Source organism: Streptomyces sp. NPDC054770, from assembly GCF_053611985.1.
In genome coordinates this window covers 81,466-99,088 of the sequence record NZ_JBSHBL010000043.1, presented here as the reverse complement: position 1 = coordinate 99,088, position 17,623 = coordinate 81,466, and the positions used below count along the sequence as shown (strand labels likewise).

Sequence of the window (17,623 nt, the reverse complement as noted above, 5' to 3'; positions counted from 1 at the left end):
AAGGACGAGGTCAAGCCGCAGGTCCACACCTGGACCTTCCCGGACGGGAAGGTGCTCATCGTTCTGTCCGAGGGCCGTCTGCTGAACCTGGGCAACGCCACCGGTCACCCCTCGTTCGTGATGTCCAACTCGTTCGCGGACCAGACCCTGGCCCAGATCGAGCTGTTCACCAAGCCGGACGAGTACCCGGTGGGTGTCCACACGCTGCCCAAGCACCTCGACGAGAAGGTCGCCCGCCTGCACCTGGACTCGCTCGGCGTGAAGCTGACGACCCTGCGCCCGGAGCAGGCCGACTACATCGGCGTGAAGGCCGAAGGCCCGTACAAGCCGGACCACTACCGCTACTGAGCCCCTGCGGAAACCGAAAGCGCCCCACCTCCGGGTGGGGCGCTTTCGGCGTTCTCGGAGAAGATCCGCCGCCTTACTCCAGCACCGACTCCAGCGTCTTCCACAGCAGCGCCCAGTTCTCGGTGAAGTACATGTGCCCGCCCGGTACGTCCACGAGGCCGGCGCCCGCGGCGGCGCACTCCGCCCAGCGAGCCGCGTCCACGCGCCCGACCAGGGAGTCCTCGGTGCCCCGCAGCACCGTCACCGGGACCTCCAGGGCCGGGCCGTGGGCGGGGACGTAGCCGTCCTGGATCTCCAGGTCGGCGCGGAGGGCGGGCAGCAGCAGCTCGCGCAGTTCCGGTTCGTGCCAGGCGTCGTGGTCGTAGCCGACCAGGTCACGCAGTCTGGCGACGAAGGCCTCGTCGTCCAGGAGCGCGCCGTCCATCCGGGGACGCGGCAGCCCCGGCGCCGCGGCGCCGCTGACGACGAGCCGTTCGGGGAGCGGTCCGCCCCCGTCCGACAGCAGCCGGACCGTCTCGTAGGCGAGCAGGGCACCGAAGCTGTGCCCGAAGACGGCGTACGGCTCGGTGCCGGCGAACCGGCGTATCTGGTCGGCGCACACCTGGGCCGCGTCCCGCATGGAGGTGCAGGGGTCTTCGACGAACCGCTCGTCGCGCCCCGGGAGCTGGACCGGGACGACCCGGAACGGCAGGTCGGGGGAGTCCTGCCAGGGCCGGAAGACGCCGGCCCCCGCTCCGGCGTAGGGCAGGCACATCAGGGACAGGGGCATGGTGCTCCTCGTGGGGGACGGAAGAAGTGGCGCGGGTGCGCGGGCCGGGAATCAGCGGTGGGCGGTCCTTCCCCACCGGTTGAGCGCGCGGGCCCGGCGGGCTCCCCGGGCGGTGTCGGCCGACGGGACCTCGGCCGGGGCGTCCAGGCGGTCGAGGAAGTCCGCGAGACCGCGCACGGTCGTGTGCCGGAAGAGATCGGCGACGTGCAACTTCGGGTAGCGGGGCCGGAGTTGGGCAAGGGCGCGCAGGACGCCGGAGGAGCTGCCGCCGAGCGCGAAGAAGGTGGCCGCGGCGTCGGTGACCGGGGTGCCGAGGATCCGCTCCCACACCTCGGTCACGGCCTGTGCGGAGCTGCCCGTCACCGGTGCCGCCGGGTGCGGGGCGGGGGCGAGGTCCGCGGCCCACCCGGTGAGGGCCTGCCGGTCGAGCTTGCCGTTGGGGGAGCGGGGCAGCTCCGGCACGCCGAACCAGGCGGTGGGCAGCATGGCCCCGGTCAGCCACCGCGCGGTGTCCCGCCGTAGGCCGGCCGCGGTCTCGGCGGGCAGGGCGCGGGGGCCGACGCGGCCTTCGGCATCTTCGGCCGCCTCGAGGACGACGAAGGCCACCACCCCCGTACGGTCCGGGAGCAGGGCGACGGCGGCGTCCCGCACGCCGGCCGCACGGCGCAGCGTCGCCTCGATCTCGCCGGTCTCGACGCGCTGGCCGAGGATCTTGACCTGCTGGTCGGCGCGGTGCAGGAAGGCCAGGCCGACGCCGGGGGAGAAGGCGACCAGGTCGCCGCTGCGGTAGCCGGTGGCGCCCGTGGACCCCGGCAGTGCGGGGAAGCGCTCGGCGGTCAGGTCCGGGCGGCGCCAGTAGCCGTCGCCGACACCGCTGCCCGATATCAGCAGTTCGCCGGGGCAGCCGGGCGGCAGGTCGCGCCCGTGCCGGTCGACGACGTGGCAGCACACGCCGGGCAGCGGCAGGCCGATGTGGACGGGCGTGTCCGGCACCACCTGCCACAGCGTCGTGTAGACGGTCGCCTCGGTCGGTCCGTAGCCGTTGAGGACGGGGCCCGGGACGAGGCCGGCCAGGTCGGCCGCGAGGTCCGGGTCCAAGGGCTCGCCGCCGACCAGCAGCGCCCCGAGGCGGGAGAGGAAGCGGCGGCCCTGCGGGGACGCGGTGTGGAGGCGGGCTGCCGAGGGGGTGCACTGGTAGAACGCGCCGGCCGGGTCCGGGAGGTCCTGGACCACGGTGCGGTGGCTGGTCAGGTGAAGGGTGCGGCCGCAGGTCAGGGGCCACACCAGCTCGATGAGGCTGATGTCGAACGCGTACCCGGTGCCGGCCAGGACGACGGACGGTCCACCGGCGAACCGCGCGTCGAACGCGGCGAAGAGGGCGCACAGGCTGTCGTGGCGGACCACGGCACCCTTCGGGCGGCCGGTCGACCCCGAGGTGTACATGACGTACGCGGGTGCGTCGGGCGCGGTCCGCGGCCAGGCGGCGGGCGCCGCCGCACGGGCGCCGGGTGCCACGGTGGGGATGCCGGGCAGCAGCGGGGCGGTGGCGATGAGCGCGGCGGGGTCGGCGTCCTGGAGGACGTAGCGCAGCCGCTCGGCGGGGTGGTCCGGGTCGAGCGGGACGTAGGCGGCGCCCGCCCACCAGGTCGCCAGGATCGCGGTCACCAGGTCGGGGGAGCGGTCGAGGTGGATCCCGACGCGGTCGCCGGGCCGGACGCCGGCCTCGATGAGCGCGGCGGCGAGGCCCTGGGCGCGGACGGTCACCTCGGCATGGTCCAGCTCCCGTCCGGCGGTGCGCACGGCGACGGCGGACGGGCAGGCGGCGGCGCGGGCCTCGACCAGGCGGTGCACCGGTGTCCCGGCGGCGGCCGGGGCGGCGGCGGACAGGCCGGCCAACTCGGCGCGTTCCGCGGGGGTGAGGAGGTCGTGCTCGGTCAGCGGCCGGGGCTCGTCGGCGGCGAGCGCATCGAGGGCGGCGACGAGATGCGCGAGGAGACGCTCGGCCGCACGGGCGTCGAGCGCGCGCTCGGGATGGGCGACGACGAGGTGCTGCGCCCCGTCGGGGGCGTGCAGCAGGGTGACGCTCAGGTCGTACTCGACCTTGTCCGACACCGGCTGCTCCAGCAGCCAGCGCAGCCCGCTCGCGTCCACCACCTCGGTGGCCAGCTCGCCCTGAGTGCAGATCAGCTGGGTGAACGGCTTGAGGCCGGGGTGCCGCGGCGCTCCGGTCGCCGCCAGGATGTCCTCGATGGGCAGCTCGGCGTGGTCGACGGCGTCGCAGAGCGCGTCCAGGGTGCGCTCGAGAAGGTCCTCGGTGGTGGCGCCGGCGAGGCCGACGCGGACCGGGACGGTGTTCTGCAGACACCCGACCACCGAGACGCCCTGGGCGTCCCGATGCACGCCGCTGACCGTGGCGATCACCACGTCATCGGTGCTGCCGTACCAGCCGGCGACCCAGGCGAAGGCGCTCATGACCTGGGTGAACGGGCTGGCCCCGGTCAGCGCCGCGCGGCGCCGCATCCGGTCGGTGAGGTCGTCGGGCAGCCGGGTCGCGACCTCGGCGCGGTCGCGGTCCGCCCCCGGCGTGAGCTGCGGCAGGGTGCAGTTCTCGGGCGCGTCCTCGAGCGTCGTGGTCCAGAAGTCCCGCAGTGCCGTGAGGTGTTGCCCGGACATGTCGGGGGAGGGCGGCTGCACGGCGGCCAGGTGCTCGGAGCCGAGGCCGTGGGCGGTGGTCAGCGAGGCGAGCAGGGCCGCGGCGGAACCGTCGTCGAAAACGCCGTGATGGACCGCGAAGAGCAGGTGCGCGCGGTCGCCGCGGTGCAGGAGCACGACCCGGCACAGCGGCGCCCCGGCGTGGTCGAACGGGGCGCCCAATGCGGCCTGCCGCTCGGCCAGGTCCCGGTCGGCCGCGGTGTCGTCGGCCGGCAGCGGCCGGATGTCGAACGGCACGTCGGCCACCGGATGGACGCGCTGCACCAGACCGTCGGCAGTCATGTGCAGGGAGACGCGCAGCGCGGACTGGGCGAGGAGCACGGCGCGGACGGCGCCCACCAGCCCGGCGGCGTCCACCGTGCCGGACACCGTCAGGCGGTGCACGATCGCCGGCCGGGGCTGTTGCATGTCCAGCACGAAGAAGCGGAGCTGCCCGGGAGTCGCGGGATTCTGCATGCGGCGTCCTGTCCTCTGCGGTGCGGAGACCTTGAATTCCAATTGTGCAGCAGATGGCACCGGAAATGGATGGCCCGATCCCCGCGGGCCGGGAATTATCCGGGATATGACATTGGCTGACCCGCGTCTGACGATTTCCCCGTTGCTCTCGGCGGAGAATCTGAAGAGCCTGTATTCGGTGTGCTGAAACCAAGGTCCGCGCCGATCTACGGGGGTAATCCGATGTCCCTTGAAGAAATGTCAGATACCGCTTCCGGTGGTGGTTCGAATGGGCACCTCCCGATGAATCACCAGGAAATATGGAAGGATTTCCTGGGGGCTGACGCCGATGTGCATGCGAGCTTCATCGCCAATGGCGGGGATTCCCTCAAGGCGGTACTCCTCGCGGACCGGCTGTCCGCGCTGACCGGCCGCGAGATCGAGTACCTGGACGTTCTGGACGCGCCGAACGCCGCTGCCCTCGCCCGGTCCCTCGGCACCGACGAGTCGTGATCGCCGCCGTGTCGCTGCCTCTCACCCCGGGGCAGGTCGACCTGTACCTGGCCGACCGCGCCGCGCAGACCGCGGCCACCTACGTCTGCGCGCTCTTCCTGCGCGTCGAGGGGCCGCTCGACGCTGACGTGCTGCGCGCCCGGTTCGCCGCCCTGCTCGCCGCCCACCCGGTACTCGACTGCCGGGTGGCCGAGGGCGAGCGGGGCCCGGTCCTGGTGCCGGCCCGCCGTTCCGCCCGCCTCTTCGTCACCGACGGCCCCTACGATCCCGACGGGCCGCTGGCCCGGGCCCGGCTGCGCCGCGAGGCCACCCGCCCGTTCGACCTCGACGACGGCCCCCTGGTGCGGGTGGTTCTCGTACGGCACACCGCCCGCATCGCCCACCTGTGCCTGACGGCCCATCACCTCGTGGTGGACGAGACCTCGATGGCGGTCATCGCCCAGTGGCTGCTCGGTGACCGCCCCGCCCTGCCCGAGCAGTCCTTCGCCGCATGGGCGCGGACCCAGCAGGAGCTGCCCGCGGCCCGCCGCGAGCGCGCCGCCGAACTCGCCGGCGACCTCGCCACCGGAGTCCGCCTCGCCATGGACTGGGCGCGTACCGAAGAGAGTCCGGCCGACGCGTCGAGCACGGAGGCCGTGCCGCTGCGGATCAGTGACGCGGTGTGGGACGCGGCAGGCGCACTCGCCACCCGTCTCGGCGTCACCCGCCTGTCGCTGACGCTGGCCGCCGCCGGACTGGTCCTGAGCCGCAACACCGGCGCCGCACGGCCCGTGCTCGGCACCGTCGTCTCCCGCCGTGCCCCCCGGCACGCCACCGCCGTCGGCTACTTCAACGCCACCGTGCCGGTCCCCGTCGACACCGCGGACGCCGGGAGGAGCGCACCCCTGAGCGTCGCCGACTACGTGCGCCGCACCCACCGGCGGGCCATGACCGCCTACCGGGACGCCGATCTGCCGCTCTCCGCCGTTCTGCCCGCGACCGAGCGCACCGGGTTCGGCCTGGTCGTCGTCGCGTGCCGCACCCTGTCACCGCTCGACGGCGGGGCGGGCACCGGTGTGCGCGCGAGGCCGCTGCCCGACCCCGGTTTCGGGCCGGCCCAGTTCCCCCTCACCCTCTATCTGCGCGAGGACCTCGGCGGCGACCGGCGCGGCCTGCTCCGGTACCGCGCGACCGAGGTGGACACCGCCGCGGCCGAACGCTTCTGCCGCCAACTGGAGGCCGCCTTCCGGGCCATGGCCGATTCCCCCGACGCCCCCGTGCACCGCCTGTCCACCCTTCCTGGCCTTCCCGACCTTCCTGGCCTTCCCGGCCTCCCCGCCGCGGACCGTGCGGCGCCCGTCGCCCCCGCCCCGGCGGCCGCCGAGAGCGACCTCGCGGCACTGTTCGCCGCCCAGGCCGCCCGACGGCCGGACCGCACGGCCGTCAGCTGCGGCCCCGAGCGGCGCCTGACGTACCGCCGACTCGACGAACGGGCAACGGCCTTGGCCCGCTCCCTGGCCGAGTCCGGGGTCCGCGCCGGGGACCGGGTAGGCGTCAGCCTGCACCGCGGCATCGACCTCGTCGTCGCGCTGCTCGCCGTCCTCAAGGCCGGCGCGGCCTACGTACCGCTCAACCCGGACTATCCGGCCGAACGGCTCGCCTTCATCGCCGAGGACACCCGGATCGCCGCCGCCGTGACCGACGGCGCGCCCACTCCGCTCCCGGACCGCCTGACGCTGCTCCCCGTCGACGCCGTTCCCCGCAGCGCCGACACCCCGCTGCCGGCGCCGGACCCGGAGCGGGTGGCGTACGTCATCCACACCTCGGGCTCCACCGGCACCCCCAAGGGCGTGCTGGTGCGGCACCGCAACGTCGCCGCACTGCTCGCCGCCACCGCGGGCCCCGACGGCTTCGGTCTCGGCGAGGACGACGTCTGGTCGCTCTTCCACTCCTTCGCCTTCGACTTCTCCGTCTGGGAGATCTGGGGCTGCCTGCTGACCGGCGGCCACCTCGTCGTCGTACCCCAGGAGACGGCCCGCGACCCGGAGTCGTTCCACGCGCTGCTGGCCGCCGAGGGCGTCACCGTCCTCAACCAGACACCCTCCGCCTTCGCGCAGTTGCTCGCCGCCGACTCGGCCGCGCCGCGGCCGCTCGCCCTGCGCCTGCTGATCTTCGGCGGCGAACCGCTCGACGCGCGGATGCTGCTGCCCTGGCTGGACCGCCACCCGGAGCGGGCGTGCCGGGTCGTCAACATGTACGGCATCACCGAGACCACGGTGCACTGCACCTGGCGCGACCTGTCCCGCGCGGACGCCCTCGCCGGCACCCGTTCGGTCGGTCGGGCCCTGCCGGGCTGGCGCCTGTACGTCCTGGACGAGGCGGGCCGCCCGGTGGCGCCCGGAGTGCCGGGCGAGATCCACGTGGCCGGCGCCGGTGTCAGCGCCGGATACCTCGACCGCTCCGAGCTGACCGCCGGGCGCTTCCTGCCCGGCGCCGCCGTGGGCGTCGACGAAGAGGTCCTGTACCGCTCCGGCGACCGCGGCCGGCAGCTGCCCGACGGACAGATCGAGCACCTCGGCCGCCTCGACGACCAGGTCAAGATCCGCGGCCACCGCATCGAACTCGGCGAGATCAGCGGCGCGTTGCTCGCCAACCCGGCGGTGAGCGGCGCCGCCGCCGTGGTCCGCGACGCGCACGACGCGGCCACCGCCCGGATCGACGCCTACCTCGTCCCCGCCGGCAGCGACGCGGACCTGCCGGAGCTGCGCCGATGGCTCGCCGAACGGCTGCCCGACCACATGGTCCCCGCCACCCTCACGCCGGTCCCGGCGCTGCCGCTGACGGTCAACGGCAAGCTCGACACGGCACGCCTGCCCGAACCCGCGCGGCCCCGCGCCACCGGCACGCCGCCCGAGCCCGGCACGGCCAGCGCACGGCCCGCCGACGACGCGGGCGAGCCGGATCCGCCCGAGCGCATCGCCGCGCTGTGGCACCAGCTGCTCGGCGTCCCGGTCGGCCGGGACGACAACTTCTTCGAGCTGGGCGGCAATTCGCTGCTCGCGGTACGGCTGAACGCCCTCCAGCGCGCCAACGGCTTCCCCGGCTCCCAGCTCAAGCACATTTTCCGCAACCCGACCCCACGCCGCCTCGCGGCCGTCATCAGCCGGCCGGTCGGCCGACCTGCCCCCCAGGAGGAAGCGTGAGCGAGTCCCCCGACCACGACACCCCCCGCCCCTACGAGGATTCCGGCATCCCGGAGGCGGTCGCCGTCATCGGCCTGGCCCTGCGGGTGACGGGCAGCTCCGACCCCGCGGCGTTCTGGGACGGCGTCGCAGGCGGCGTCGTGGCCCTGCCCGGAGCCGGCCCCGGCGGGCACCTGCGCGCCGGCCAGATCGACCGGTTCGACCGGTTCGACGCCGGTCTCTTCGGCCTGCTGCCCGCCGAGGCCGCCGCGATCGACCCCCAGCACCGCGTCCTGACCGAACTTACCTGGGAGGCCCTGGAGGACGCCGGGATCGATCCCGCGCGCGCCGGCGGCCGCGTCGGCGTCTTCGTCGGCTGCGGCAGCGAGACGTACTACCGCGATCACGTCCTGAAGGACGAGAAGACGGTACGGGCCCTCGGGGCCGAGCAGCTCGCCCTCGGCAACTCGCGGGACTTCCTCGCCACCGGCCTCGCCTACCGCCTCGGCCTCACCGGCCCCGCCGTCACCGTGCAGACCGCCTGCTCCACCTCGCTGGTCGCCGTGCACCAGGCCATCCGCAGCCTGCTCACCTACGAGTGCGACATCGCCGTCGCCGGCGGCGCCACGGTCCACCCCGCGCCGGAGCCCACCTACGAGTTCGTCGAGGGCGGCATCACCTCCGCCGACGGCCGCTGCCGGGCCTTCACCCGCGGCGCGGCCGGCACCGTGCCCGCCGGCGGGGCGGGCGTCGTCGTCCTGCGCCGCGCGAGTGATCTGCCCGGCACCGGCGAACGGGCCCGCGCCCACCTCCTGGGCAGCGCCGTCAACAACGACGGCGCCGCCCGGATGAGCCTGACCGCACCCAGCCCGCAGGGCCAGGCCGACGTGCTGCGCGAGGCGCTCGCCGTCGCCGGGCTCGAACCCGGCGACATCGCCTACGTCGAGACGCACGGCACCGGCACCGCCCTCGGCGACCAGGTGGAACTCGCCGCGCTCGCCGAGGTCTACGGCCGGCGCGGCGGGCGCCCGCTGGCCCTCGGCTCGGTCAAGCCGAACATCGGCCACTGCGACACCGCCGCCGGTGTCGTCGGCCTCGCCAAGGCGGTCCTGGCGGTGGAGGCGGGCGTCCTGCCGCCGACCCCCTCCCAGCCCGGCGACGGCCCCGACGCCGACCTCGGTGACCCGGACTTCACCGTGCCGCGGCGGGCCCGGCCCTGGCCCGAGGGCCCGCGCATCGCCGCCGTCAGCTCCTTCGGGCTCGGCGGCACCAACTGTCACCTGCTGCTCAGCGCCGCGCCCGAAGCGGACGGTGCGTCAGGCCGGGAGGCGCTGTCGCTCCCGTTCGGCAGCGCAGCGGACCCGGAGCCGGCGCCGCACACCGTCGTGCTCTCCGCCGCGACCCCGAAGTCCCTGCGCGCCAAGGCCGCCGACCTCGCCGCCTGGTGCACCGGACCCGGCGCCGACGTACCGGCCGGGACACTGGCCGGCGCCCTGTGGCACCGGCGCCGGGCCCTCCCGGAACGCTGGGCGCTCGCCCTGCCCGCCGACCCCGGTGCCGCCCGCGAGCGGCTTCTCGCGGGCCTGACGGCGCTCGCCGCCGACGGGAGCAGCCGCCAGGCCGTCGCCCAGCCGCTGCTCGCCGCCGTCCTGCCGGGCCAGGGTGTCGACCTGGCAGGCGCGGGCGCGGGACTCGCCGCCGCCGACGACCGCTTCGCCGCCGACCTCGCCGAACTGGCCGCCGCGGTCCGCGCGGCGGGCGGACCCGACCTCGCCGACGCCCCCGGCTGGGCCGCCGACGACGCACGCCTGCTCGACACCGAGGTCGTCCAGCCCCTGCTCTTCGTCCTCGGCCTGGCCGGTCTGCGCCTTGCCGCCCGGCACAGCCTCGTCCCCGGGCTGCTGCTCGGGCACAGCGTCGGTGAACTGACCGCCGCGACGCACGCCGGAGTGTTCACCCTCGCCGAGGGGGCCGCCGCGATCGTGCGCCGCGGCCGTCTGATGGGCGCCGCACCACCCGGCGCCATGACCGCCGTACGCGCCGACGAGCAGACCGCCGTACACCTCGCCGAGGGGCTGGAGGTCGACGTCTGCGTCCTCAACGGGCCCGCCAACACGGTGTGCGGAGGCCCCGCCGACGCCCTCGCCGCCTTCGAGGAACGCTGCCGCCGGGCCGGCGTACGCACCACGCGGCTGCCGGCGAGCCGCGCCTTCCACTCCCGGTCGATGGCCCGAGCCGCGTCCGAGTTCGAGGAGTTCGTGGCCACGTTGACGCTCCGGGCACCCGGCGTGCCGATCGTCTCCGGCCTCACCGGCGCACCGCTCACCGACGCCCAGGCGGTCGACCCCGCGTACTGGGGAAGCCAGTTGCGCAGCACCGTCCGGTTCGCCGACGCCGTGACCACACTGCTCGACGCGGCCCCGGACACCGTCCTCGGCCTGCACCGGGCCCGCGCCGGCACCGCCGAGATCCGCCGCGCCTCCCGCGCCGCGGACCAGGGCGTCCTCGTCGTCGACGCGTCCGGCGGACCGGCCGCCGACGAGAACGCCCGGTGGCGCGAAGCCCTTGCCGCGCTGTGGACCGCGGGCCACGCCCTCACCGACCCGCCGCCGCCCGCGGCCGTCCTCCCCCTGCCCGCCTACCCGTTCGCCGACGACCGTCACTGGGTCGACGCCCCCGGAGCGCCCGAGCCGAACCCGGCCCCGGGCGCACCGGTCGCCCCGCAGGACGCGGAGCCGACCACCCCCGAGGAGGTCCGCGCCATCTGGCAGGACGCCTTCGGCGTGCGCGACCTGCGCCCCGACGACAACTTCTTCGACCTCGGCGGCACCTCCCTGCACGCCGCCAACCTGGTCAGCGTCGTCAACGACGCCCTGCTGGTGGAAGTCCGGCTGCAGGACCTGTACGAGCGGTCCTCCCTCGCCGGGTTCACCGCCCGCGTCGAGGAACTGGTCGCCCAGCGCGACGACGAGGCGCTGCTGCGACTGCTGGAGGAGATCGAGCGCGAGGACGGAACCAGCGACCGTGAGTGACCTCACCAAGCGCCTCGACGCGCTCACCCCGGAACAGCGGCGCCGGCTCGGCGCGGGCCTGCGGGCCCGCCGCACCGCAGCCCTCACGACCCCGCCGACGCCGCCCGGGATCCCCGAACGGCTGCGCCGCAGCCTCTACTTCTTCGCCAGCACCGACCACGCCGACGCCGCCGCGTACTACGCCTTCGTGCTCCGGGCGGCGGCCGCCGCGGACGCCGCCGCACAGCACGCGGTGTGGCTGCCGGAACGGCACTTCGTCGACTTCGGCGGGTTCTCGCCCAACCCCGCGGTGCTCGCCGCCGCCGTCGCCGCCACCACCCGCAACCTGCGCATCCGCGCCGGCAGCGTCGCCGCCCCGCTCCACCATGCGGCCCGTATCGCCGAGGACTGGGCCGTCGTCGACGGCCTCTCCGGCGGCCGCTGCGGCATCTCCTTCGCCAGCGGCTGGCACCCGGACGACTTCGCTCTGGCCCGCGAGGACTACGCCGAGCGCCGCGCGACCACGGCCCGCACCATCGAGGAGGTCCGCGCGCTGTGGCGGGGCGCGTCCCTTCCGTTCGCCTCCACCGCCGGCGGCACCACCGAGGTCGCCACCCGGCCCCGGCCCGTCCAGCCGGAGCTGCCGGTGTGGCTCACCGCCACCGGCACCCCGCAGACCTTCCTGGACGCCGCCCGCGCCGGCTACGGCGTGATGACCGCCCTGCTCGGCCAGACCCTGCCCGCCCTGCGCGAGAACATCGCCCGCTACCGCCGGGCCTGGCAAGACTTCGGCCACCCCGGAACGGGAGACGTCGTCGTCATGGCCCACGCCTACGTCAGCGACCGCCCCGATCTGGAGGAGCACCTCCGCCCCGCCATGCACGCCTACCTCAGGTCCTTCCGCAACCAGACGTCCGGCACCGACGAGGAGGTGCTCCTGGAGAGCGCCTACCTGGATTTCCTCACCGGGCCCTCCCTGCTCGGCACACCGGCCAAGGCCCGCGCGGTCCTCGCCGAGCTGGCTGCGGCCGGCGCCGACGAGGTGGGCTGCCTGATCGACTTCGGACTGCCCGCCGCGGACGTCCTGCAGGCCCTGCCCGCCCTGCTGCACCTCACCGCCCCGGCCGAGGCGCCCACGGCCCCGGCCGAGGCGCCCACGGCCCCGGCCGAGGCGCCCACGGCCCCGGCCCTGGAGCCCACCGCCCCGGCCCTGGAGCCCACCGCCCCGGCCCTGGAGACCCGCGCATGAGCGCCCCCGCGAACCAGGGCCTGGCCGCCCGCCTCGCCCGCCTCAGCCCCCGGCAGCGGGCCGCGCTGGCCGGCCGTCTCGCCGCCGCCGACGGCCCGGCGCTGCGCCCCCGCCCCGGCCCCCGCGACCGTTTCCCGCTCGGCATGGACCAGGAACGCCTCTGGATCCTCGACCAGCTCGCCCCCGGCACCACCACCTACACGCTGGGCTACGGGCTGCGCGTCCGCGGCGACTTCGACCGGGCCCTGTTCACCCGGGCCGCGGACGCCCTGACGCAGCGTCACGAACTCCTGCGCTGCGGCGCCGAGTCCGAGGACGGCCGCCCCGTCCTGCGGCTCCACCCCGACCGCCGCGCCGACCTGACCTGGACCGACCTCACCACCGACGGCGCGCCCCGAGGGCCCGAGGAGGTCGAACGCCGGCGCCAGGAGTTCATCGCGGCCCACGTGGCCCGCCCCTTCGACCTGGCAGCCGACCCCGTGCTGCGCCTCGCGGTCGCCAAGATCGCCGAGGGCGACCACCAGATCGTCGAGACCATGCCGCACTCCTTCACCGACCAGCACTCCTACGTCCGTCTCAACGACGAACTCCTGGAGTTCTACCGGGCGTTCGCCGAGGACCGGGCGCCGCGCCTGGCCGATCTGCCGGTGCAGTTCGGAGACTGGTCCCACTGGCAGCGGGAACACTTCGCAGGCCCGCACGGCCGACGCCACCGGGAGTTCTGGCGCACCTTCCTGGACGGCGTACCCGAACACCTCGCACTGCCCTACGACCACAGCCCGGACACCGACGACCATGCCGGTGAGCACCACAACTTCACGCTCGACAGCACGGTCGGCAAGGCCTTCTTCGACCGTGCGCGCGAGGCCCGCACCACCCCCGCGACCGCCATGACCGCGGCCTACGCGGCGCTGCTGCACGAACACACCGGCCGGCGCGACCTGGTGATCGGCATCCCCACGTCCACCCGGTCCGAACCCGGGGCCGAGCCGCTCATCGGGTTCCTGCTGACCAGCATCCCGCTGCGGATCCTGCTGCCCGAGGCACCGACGCCACGGGACGTGCTGGCGGCCACCGCGGCGGCGGCCGGCGCCGTCGCCGACCACCGCGAGGTGCCGTTCGGCGAGATCGTCGAGGCGAGCGCCCCGGACCGGGCCGCCGACCGGTACCCGCTGCTGCAGACCATGCTGGTGCAGCTGGACATCGACGGCTCCCGGCCGCTGGAGCTGCCCGGCGCCGAGGTCTACGCCAACGCGGTACCCGAGGGCATCTCCACCATGGACCTCACCACTGCCTGGTGGCGGGTGGACGACGTCGTCTACGGCCGCATCGAGTACCGCACGGCGCTCTTCGAGCACGCCACCGTCGCCGCCCTGGCCGACCGGCTGCTCCAGCTCGTCGAGCAGTTCGCGTACCGCCCCGACGAGCCGCTGCGCCGCCCGCTGCCCCCGCCCCCGGCCCCTGTCGCCTCCCTCCTCGGCGCCGCGGACCACGGCCCCCCGGCGCCGGACCCGGAGGCCGGGCGGACGCTGGAGCGGGTCACCGCCGCCTGGTGCGAGATCCTCGGCACCACCTCCGCCGCACCGGACGACACCTTCTTCACCAGCGGCGGCACCTCGATGCTCGCCGTGCGCCTCGCCCACCGGCTGCGCGCCGACGGGTTCACCGTCGTCCTCAAGGACGTCTTCACCCGGCCGACACCCGCCGGGCTCGCCGGACTGCTCGGCGCCCGGCAGAACCCGGCCCAGGCCCAGGCCGCGCCGCGGCCGGCGCCGCCCGTCGGGCCGCTCGGCCCCGAGCAGGAGATGCTGCTCGGCCGGGGCCTGGCCCGGGTCGAGGACTTCACGCACAGCCATGTCCTCACCGCCACGGCTCCCCTCGACGCGGACCGGCTGCACCGCTCGGCCCGGGATCTCGTCCGCGCCCATCCCACACTCACCGACACCCTGCGCGGGCGGGTGCTCGTGCCCGGCGAGCACTGGCTCTGGACCGCCGAGGCCGCGGGCACCGACCCCGGGCAGGTCATGGCGGCGCAGCGTGCCGCCTTCGACCGCGCCACGGGGCCGCTGTTCGCCGTCGCCCACCTGCCCGGCGTCCCCGGCGAGCCCGACCGCGTCGTGCTGACCGCCAGCCACTTCGTCGTCGACGGCATGTCCTGGGCCGTCCTGATCAGCGACCTCGCAGACGTCTACCAGGGCGGATCACCCCGTACGGAGAACGCCGGATACGCCGAACACGCCGCTGTCACAAGGGAGCTGGACCCGGCTGCGCATGCCCCTTACTGGCGCGGCCAACTCGCCGGCACGGGGCCGTACAGCTGGCGGCTCGACGGCCCCAACACCTACGAGGGCGAACAGGCGCTGGAGGTCGGTGTGCCGCTGGCGCCGCAGGCACACGGCACGCTGCGTGCCGCGGCGCTGACCGCCGTCGCCCGCGCGCTGCGCCCCTGGGCACCGCACGAGCAGCCGTCGGTCTGGCTGATCGGCCTGGGCCGTGACCCGCTGCCCGCGCTGCCCGACTGGGACCCGGAGCGTGCCGTCGGTTTCTACTCCGCCGCCCACCCCTTCCGGGTACCGCTCACCGGCCGCGACGCCACCGACGACCTGCGCGCCACCACCGTCGCGCTGCACGCCGTCCCCGACGCGGGCAAGACCTTCGGCCTGCTCGGCTGCGCCGCCGATCCCGCCTTGCGCGCGGAGTTCTCGGCCGCCGCGCGTCCCCGCGTCGTCGTCAACCACCTGGGCGAGCTGGCCGACCCCGTCGGCGCGGGCACCGGCCCCTTCACCGCCTCCGTGCAGACCGCGTTCCCCGGCAATCCGCGGACCGAGCGCGAGGTCGACGTCGACGTGGCGGTGTCGGTGCAGGACGGCCGGGCCGTCCTGCGCTGGCTCTTCAACCCGGGTGCCGTCGACGAGGCCGCGGTCCGTGCGGCGGCCGAGTCGGCCGCCCGGGAACTGGCCGGCCTCACAGGACACGCGAACCGTCCCCAGGACCCGGACCGAGTGCCGGGCGTGACAGGAGTGACTGAGGAAAGCATGGAACGCCTCTTCGCCCGGCTCAGCCGGGAACGACGCGAACGGCAGGGTGCCGCCGCACACGGCACCGGCGGTCGGCCGACGACACCGGGGGAGCGGGCATGACCGAGACCACCCCCGCCGAGACCACCCCTGCCGAGTCCGCACCGGCCGCCGGCCGGCGACGCGGACCGCTCGTCGCACTCCTGACGGCCCAGTACCTGTCCGCCTTCGGCAACGCGATCACCATCGTCACCGTCCCCCTCTTCGTCCTCCACACCACCGGTTCCGTCGCCGCCACCGGCGCCGCCGGGTTCGTCAGCGCCCTGCCGATGATCTTCGCGGGTGCCGTCGGCGGTGTCCTCGTGGACCGGTTCGGCGGCCGTCGCCTCAGCGTGCTCTCCGATCTTCTGGCCGGCCTGCTCGTCTTCTTCGTCCCGCTCCTGGACACCCTCGGGAAGCTGCCCGTCCCGCTCCTGTTCGCGCTGCTGTTCGTCCGTACGATCGTCGCCACCCCTGCCACGGCGGCCCGCATGACCCTGGTGAAGCCGCTCGTCGAGGACGCCGGGGCCCGCCTGGAGAGCGTCAACTCCTGGTACCAGGCCGCGCCCCGCCTGGGCCTGGTCGCCGGTGCCCCGCTGGCCGGCGTACTGATCGCGGCCACCGGGTCCGCCGCCGGCATGTACGTCGACGCCGCGAGCTTCCTGATCGCCGCCGTCCTCGTCGCGCTCGGGGTCCCGGCCGCCGCGCCCGCCGACCTCCCTGCCACGCAGGGGAACGCGACCGCCCCCGGCTTCTTCGGCCAGTTGCGCGAGGGCTTCGCCCTCCTGCGGACCATGCCGGTGATCAGCGCCATGACCGCCTTCGTCATCGTCACCAACTTCCTCGACGACGCCTTCACCCCGCTCTTCCTGCCGGTCTACGCACAGCGGGTGCTGCACAGCGGCGCCGCGATGGGCTGGTTCCTGGGCGCCGTCGGCGTCGGCTCCGTCGTCGGCACCCTCCTGTACGGCCCCCTCAGCCGGACCGTCCTGTCCCACCGGCGCCTGACCCTCTTCGGCTGCTTCGCCGTCGTCGCCGTCCTGCGCGCGATGCTCGCCTTCGAACCCGGCGCCGTCGGCGTGACCGCGATCTGCTTCCTCGTCGGCGTGGCGGGCGGCCCGCTCAACCCGATGCTCTCCACCATCATGCTGGAACGCGTCCCCGAGCAACTGCGCGGCCGTGTCTTCGGCCTCACCGGCGCGATGGCCCTCACCTCCGCGCCGCTCGGCGTGCTCACCGCCGGCTGGCTGGTCGACGTCGCCGGGCTGCGGGGGCCGATGTTCTGCTTCTCCCTCGTCTACCTCGTCCTCATCGCCGTCAGCTGGCGCCGTCCGGCCCTGTACGCGATGGACGAGCGCCCCGCGGACACCTCCGGCGACACCCCGGCCGCGGACCGGCTCACCCCACCCGACCCGCCGGCCGACCGGCCTGCCCCCGTCGCCGACCGGCCCGCCCCCGCCGCTGACCGGCCCGCCCCCGTCGCCGACCGGTCCGAGCCCGGAAGCGAGGCGACCGTCCGATGACCGCGTCCCCCGTGCGGGCCGGTGCCCTGGAGGGGCGTACCGCGGTCGTCACCGGCGCCGCCCGAGGCACCGGCCGCGCCATCGCCCTGGCCTTCGCCGACGCCGGCGCCGACCTCGTCCTGGTGGACGTGGCCGGGCCCGTCGACGGCGTCCCCTACCCGCTGGGCACCCGCAGCCAGCTCGACCACACCGCCGACGCCTGCCGCAGACGCGGCGCGGACGTCCTGACCGCCGCCGCCGACGTCCGCGACCTCGCCGCCCTCACCGCCCTGCGCGACGAGGCGCACGACCGCTTCGGACCGCCGCACGTCCTCGTCAACAACGCCGGTGTCGTCGCCCCCTCCGGCCGCCCCATCGACCAGACCGACGAGGCCGCCTGGCAGCTCATGGTCGACATCGACCTCGGCGGAGCCTGGCGGGCCATCAAGGTCTTCGCCCCCGCCATGGTCGAACGCCGCGCCGGAGCCGTCGTCAACATCGCCTCCGTCGCCGGCCTCGTCGGCTACCGCAACTTCGCGGGCTACGTCGCCGCCAAGCACGGCCTCGTCGGACTGACCAAGGCCGCCGCCCTGGACTACGCCTCCCACAACGTGCGCGTCAACGCGGTCTGCCCCGGCAACATCCGCGACGAACCCGCCATGGACGGCCGCATGCTCTCCGAGGTGGCCCGCGCCCTCGACGTCCCGCTCGCCGGGCATGCCGAACTGTTCACCGACGGCCAGCCGATGAACAGCCTGGTCGACCCCGCCGACGTCGCGGACGCCGTCCTCTGGCTGGCCGGCGACGGCTCCCGCCATGTCACCGGTACCACCCTGACCGTCGACGCCGGCTACACGGTCCGGTGAC

Annotated in this window: 10 protein-coding genes; 8 read left to right on the top strand and 2 right to left on the bottom strand. The window is 75.2% G+C overall.

The genetic code is table 11. The features are described from left to right. A partial coding sequence (locus ACWGKQ_RS31710; RefSeq protein WP_453295444.1) for an adenosylhomocysteinase occupies positions 1-348 on the top strand: 348 nt, incomplete at its 5' end. A 73-nt stretch (positions 349-421) separates the two neighbouring features. On the opposite strand, the gene ACWGKQ_RS31705 is transcribed toward ACWGKQ_RS31710, so the two are convergent. Continuing rightward, positions 422-1,117, bottom strand: coding sequence for a thioesterase II family protein (locus tag ACWGKQ_RS31705; protein WP_453295443.1), 696 nt, complete (start codon positions 1,115-1,117; stop codon positions 422-424). A 51-nt stretch (positions 1,118-1,168) separates the two neighbouring features. Then, positions 1,169-4,285: a non-ribosomal peptide synthetase gene (locus ACWGKQ_RS31700; protein WP_453295442.1), complete on the bottom strand. Its 3,117-nt coding sequence runs from the start codon at positions 4,283-4,285 to the stop codon at positions 1,169-1,171. A gap of 282 nt (positions 4,286-4,567) precedes the next feature. On the opposite strand from ACWGKQ_RS31700, the gene ACWGKQ_RS31695 reads away from it, so the two are divergent. The 7 genes from ACWGKQ_RS31695 to ACWGKQ_RS31665 are packed head-to-tail and all read left to right on the top strand — an operon-like array spanning position 4,568 to position 17,622. Next, complete coding sequence (locus ACWGKQ_RS31695; RefSeq protein ID WP_453295441.1) at positions 4,568-4,777, top strand: acyl carrier protein; 210 nt, start codon at positions 4,568-4,570, stop codon at positions 4,775-4,777. Then, positions 4,774-7,959 carry a non-ribosomal peptide synthetase gene (locus ACWGKQ_RS31690; protein WP_453295440.1) on the top strand — a complete coding sequence of 1,062 codons (3,186 nt, stop codon included), beginning with the start codon at positions 4,774-4,776 and terminating at the stop codon, positions 7,957-7,959. The genes ACWGKQ_RS31695 and ACWGKQ_RS31690 overlap by 4 nt, the downstream gene beginning before the upstream one ends. Continuing rightward, positions 7,956-10,970, top strand: a complete 3,015-nt coding sequence (locus ACWGKQ_RS31685; RefSeq protein WP_453295439.1) for a type I polyketide synthase — start codon at positions 7,956-7,958, stop codon at positions 10,968-10,970. The genes ACWGKQ_RS31690 and ACWGKQ_RS31685 overlap by 4 nt, the downstream gene beginning before the upstream one ends. Then, on the top strand, positions 10,963-12,198 hold the full coding sequence (locus tag ACWGKQ_RS31680) for a MupA/Atu3671 family FMN-dependent luciferase-like monooxygenase (RefSeq protein WP_453295438.1): 1,236 nt from the start codon (positions 10,963-10,965) through the stop codon (positions 12,196-12,198). Before ACWGKQ_RS31685 ends, ACWGKQ_RS31680 begins: the two co-directional genes overlap by 8 nt. Beyond that, positions 12,195-15,338 (top strand): condensation domain-containing protein, encoded by a 3,144-nt coding sequence (locus ACWGKQ_RS31675; RefSeq protein ID WP_453295437.1) that lies wholly within the window; start codon positions 12,195-12,197, stop codon positions 15,336-15,338. Before ACWGKQ_RS31680 ends, ACWGKQ_RS31675 begins: the two co-directional genes overlap by 4 nt. After that, the gene (locus tag ACWGKQ_RS31670) at positions 15,335-16,777 is read left to right on the top strand and encodes an MFS transporter (RefSeq protein ID WP_453295436.1); all 1,443 of its coding nucleotides are present in this window, start codon (positions 15,335-15,337) and stop codon (positions 16,775-16,777) included. Before ACWGKQ_RS31675 ends, ACWGKQ_RS31670 begins: the two co-directional genes overlap by 4 nt. Next, entirely contained in the window at positions 16,774-17,622 is an 849-nt protein-coding gene (locus tag ACWGKQ_RS31665) for an SDR family oxidoreductase (RefSeq protein WP_453295435.1), read from the top strand. Before ACWGKQ_RS31670 ends, ACWGKQ_RS31665 begins: the two co-directional genes overlap by 4 nt. Position 17,623: the final 1 nt, after the last annotated feature.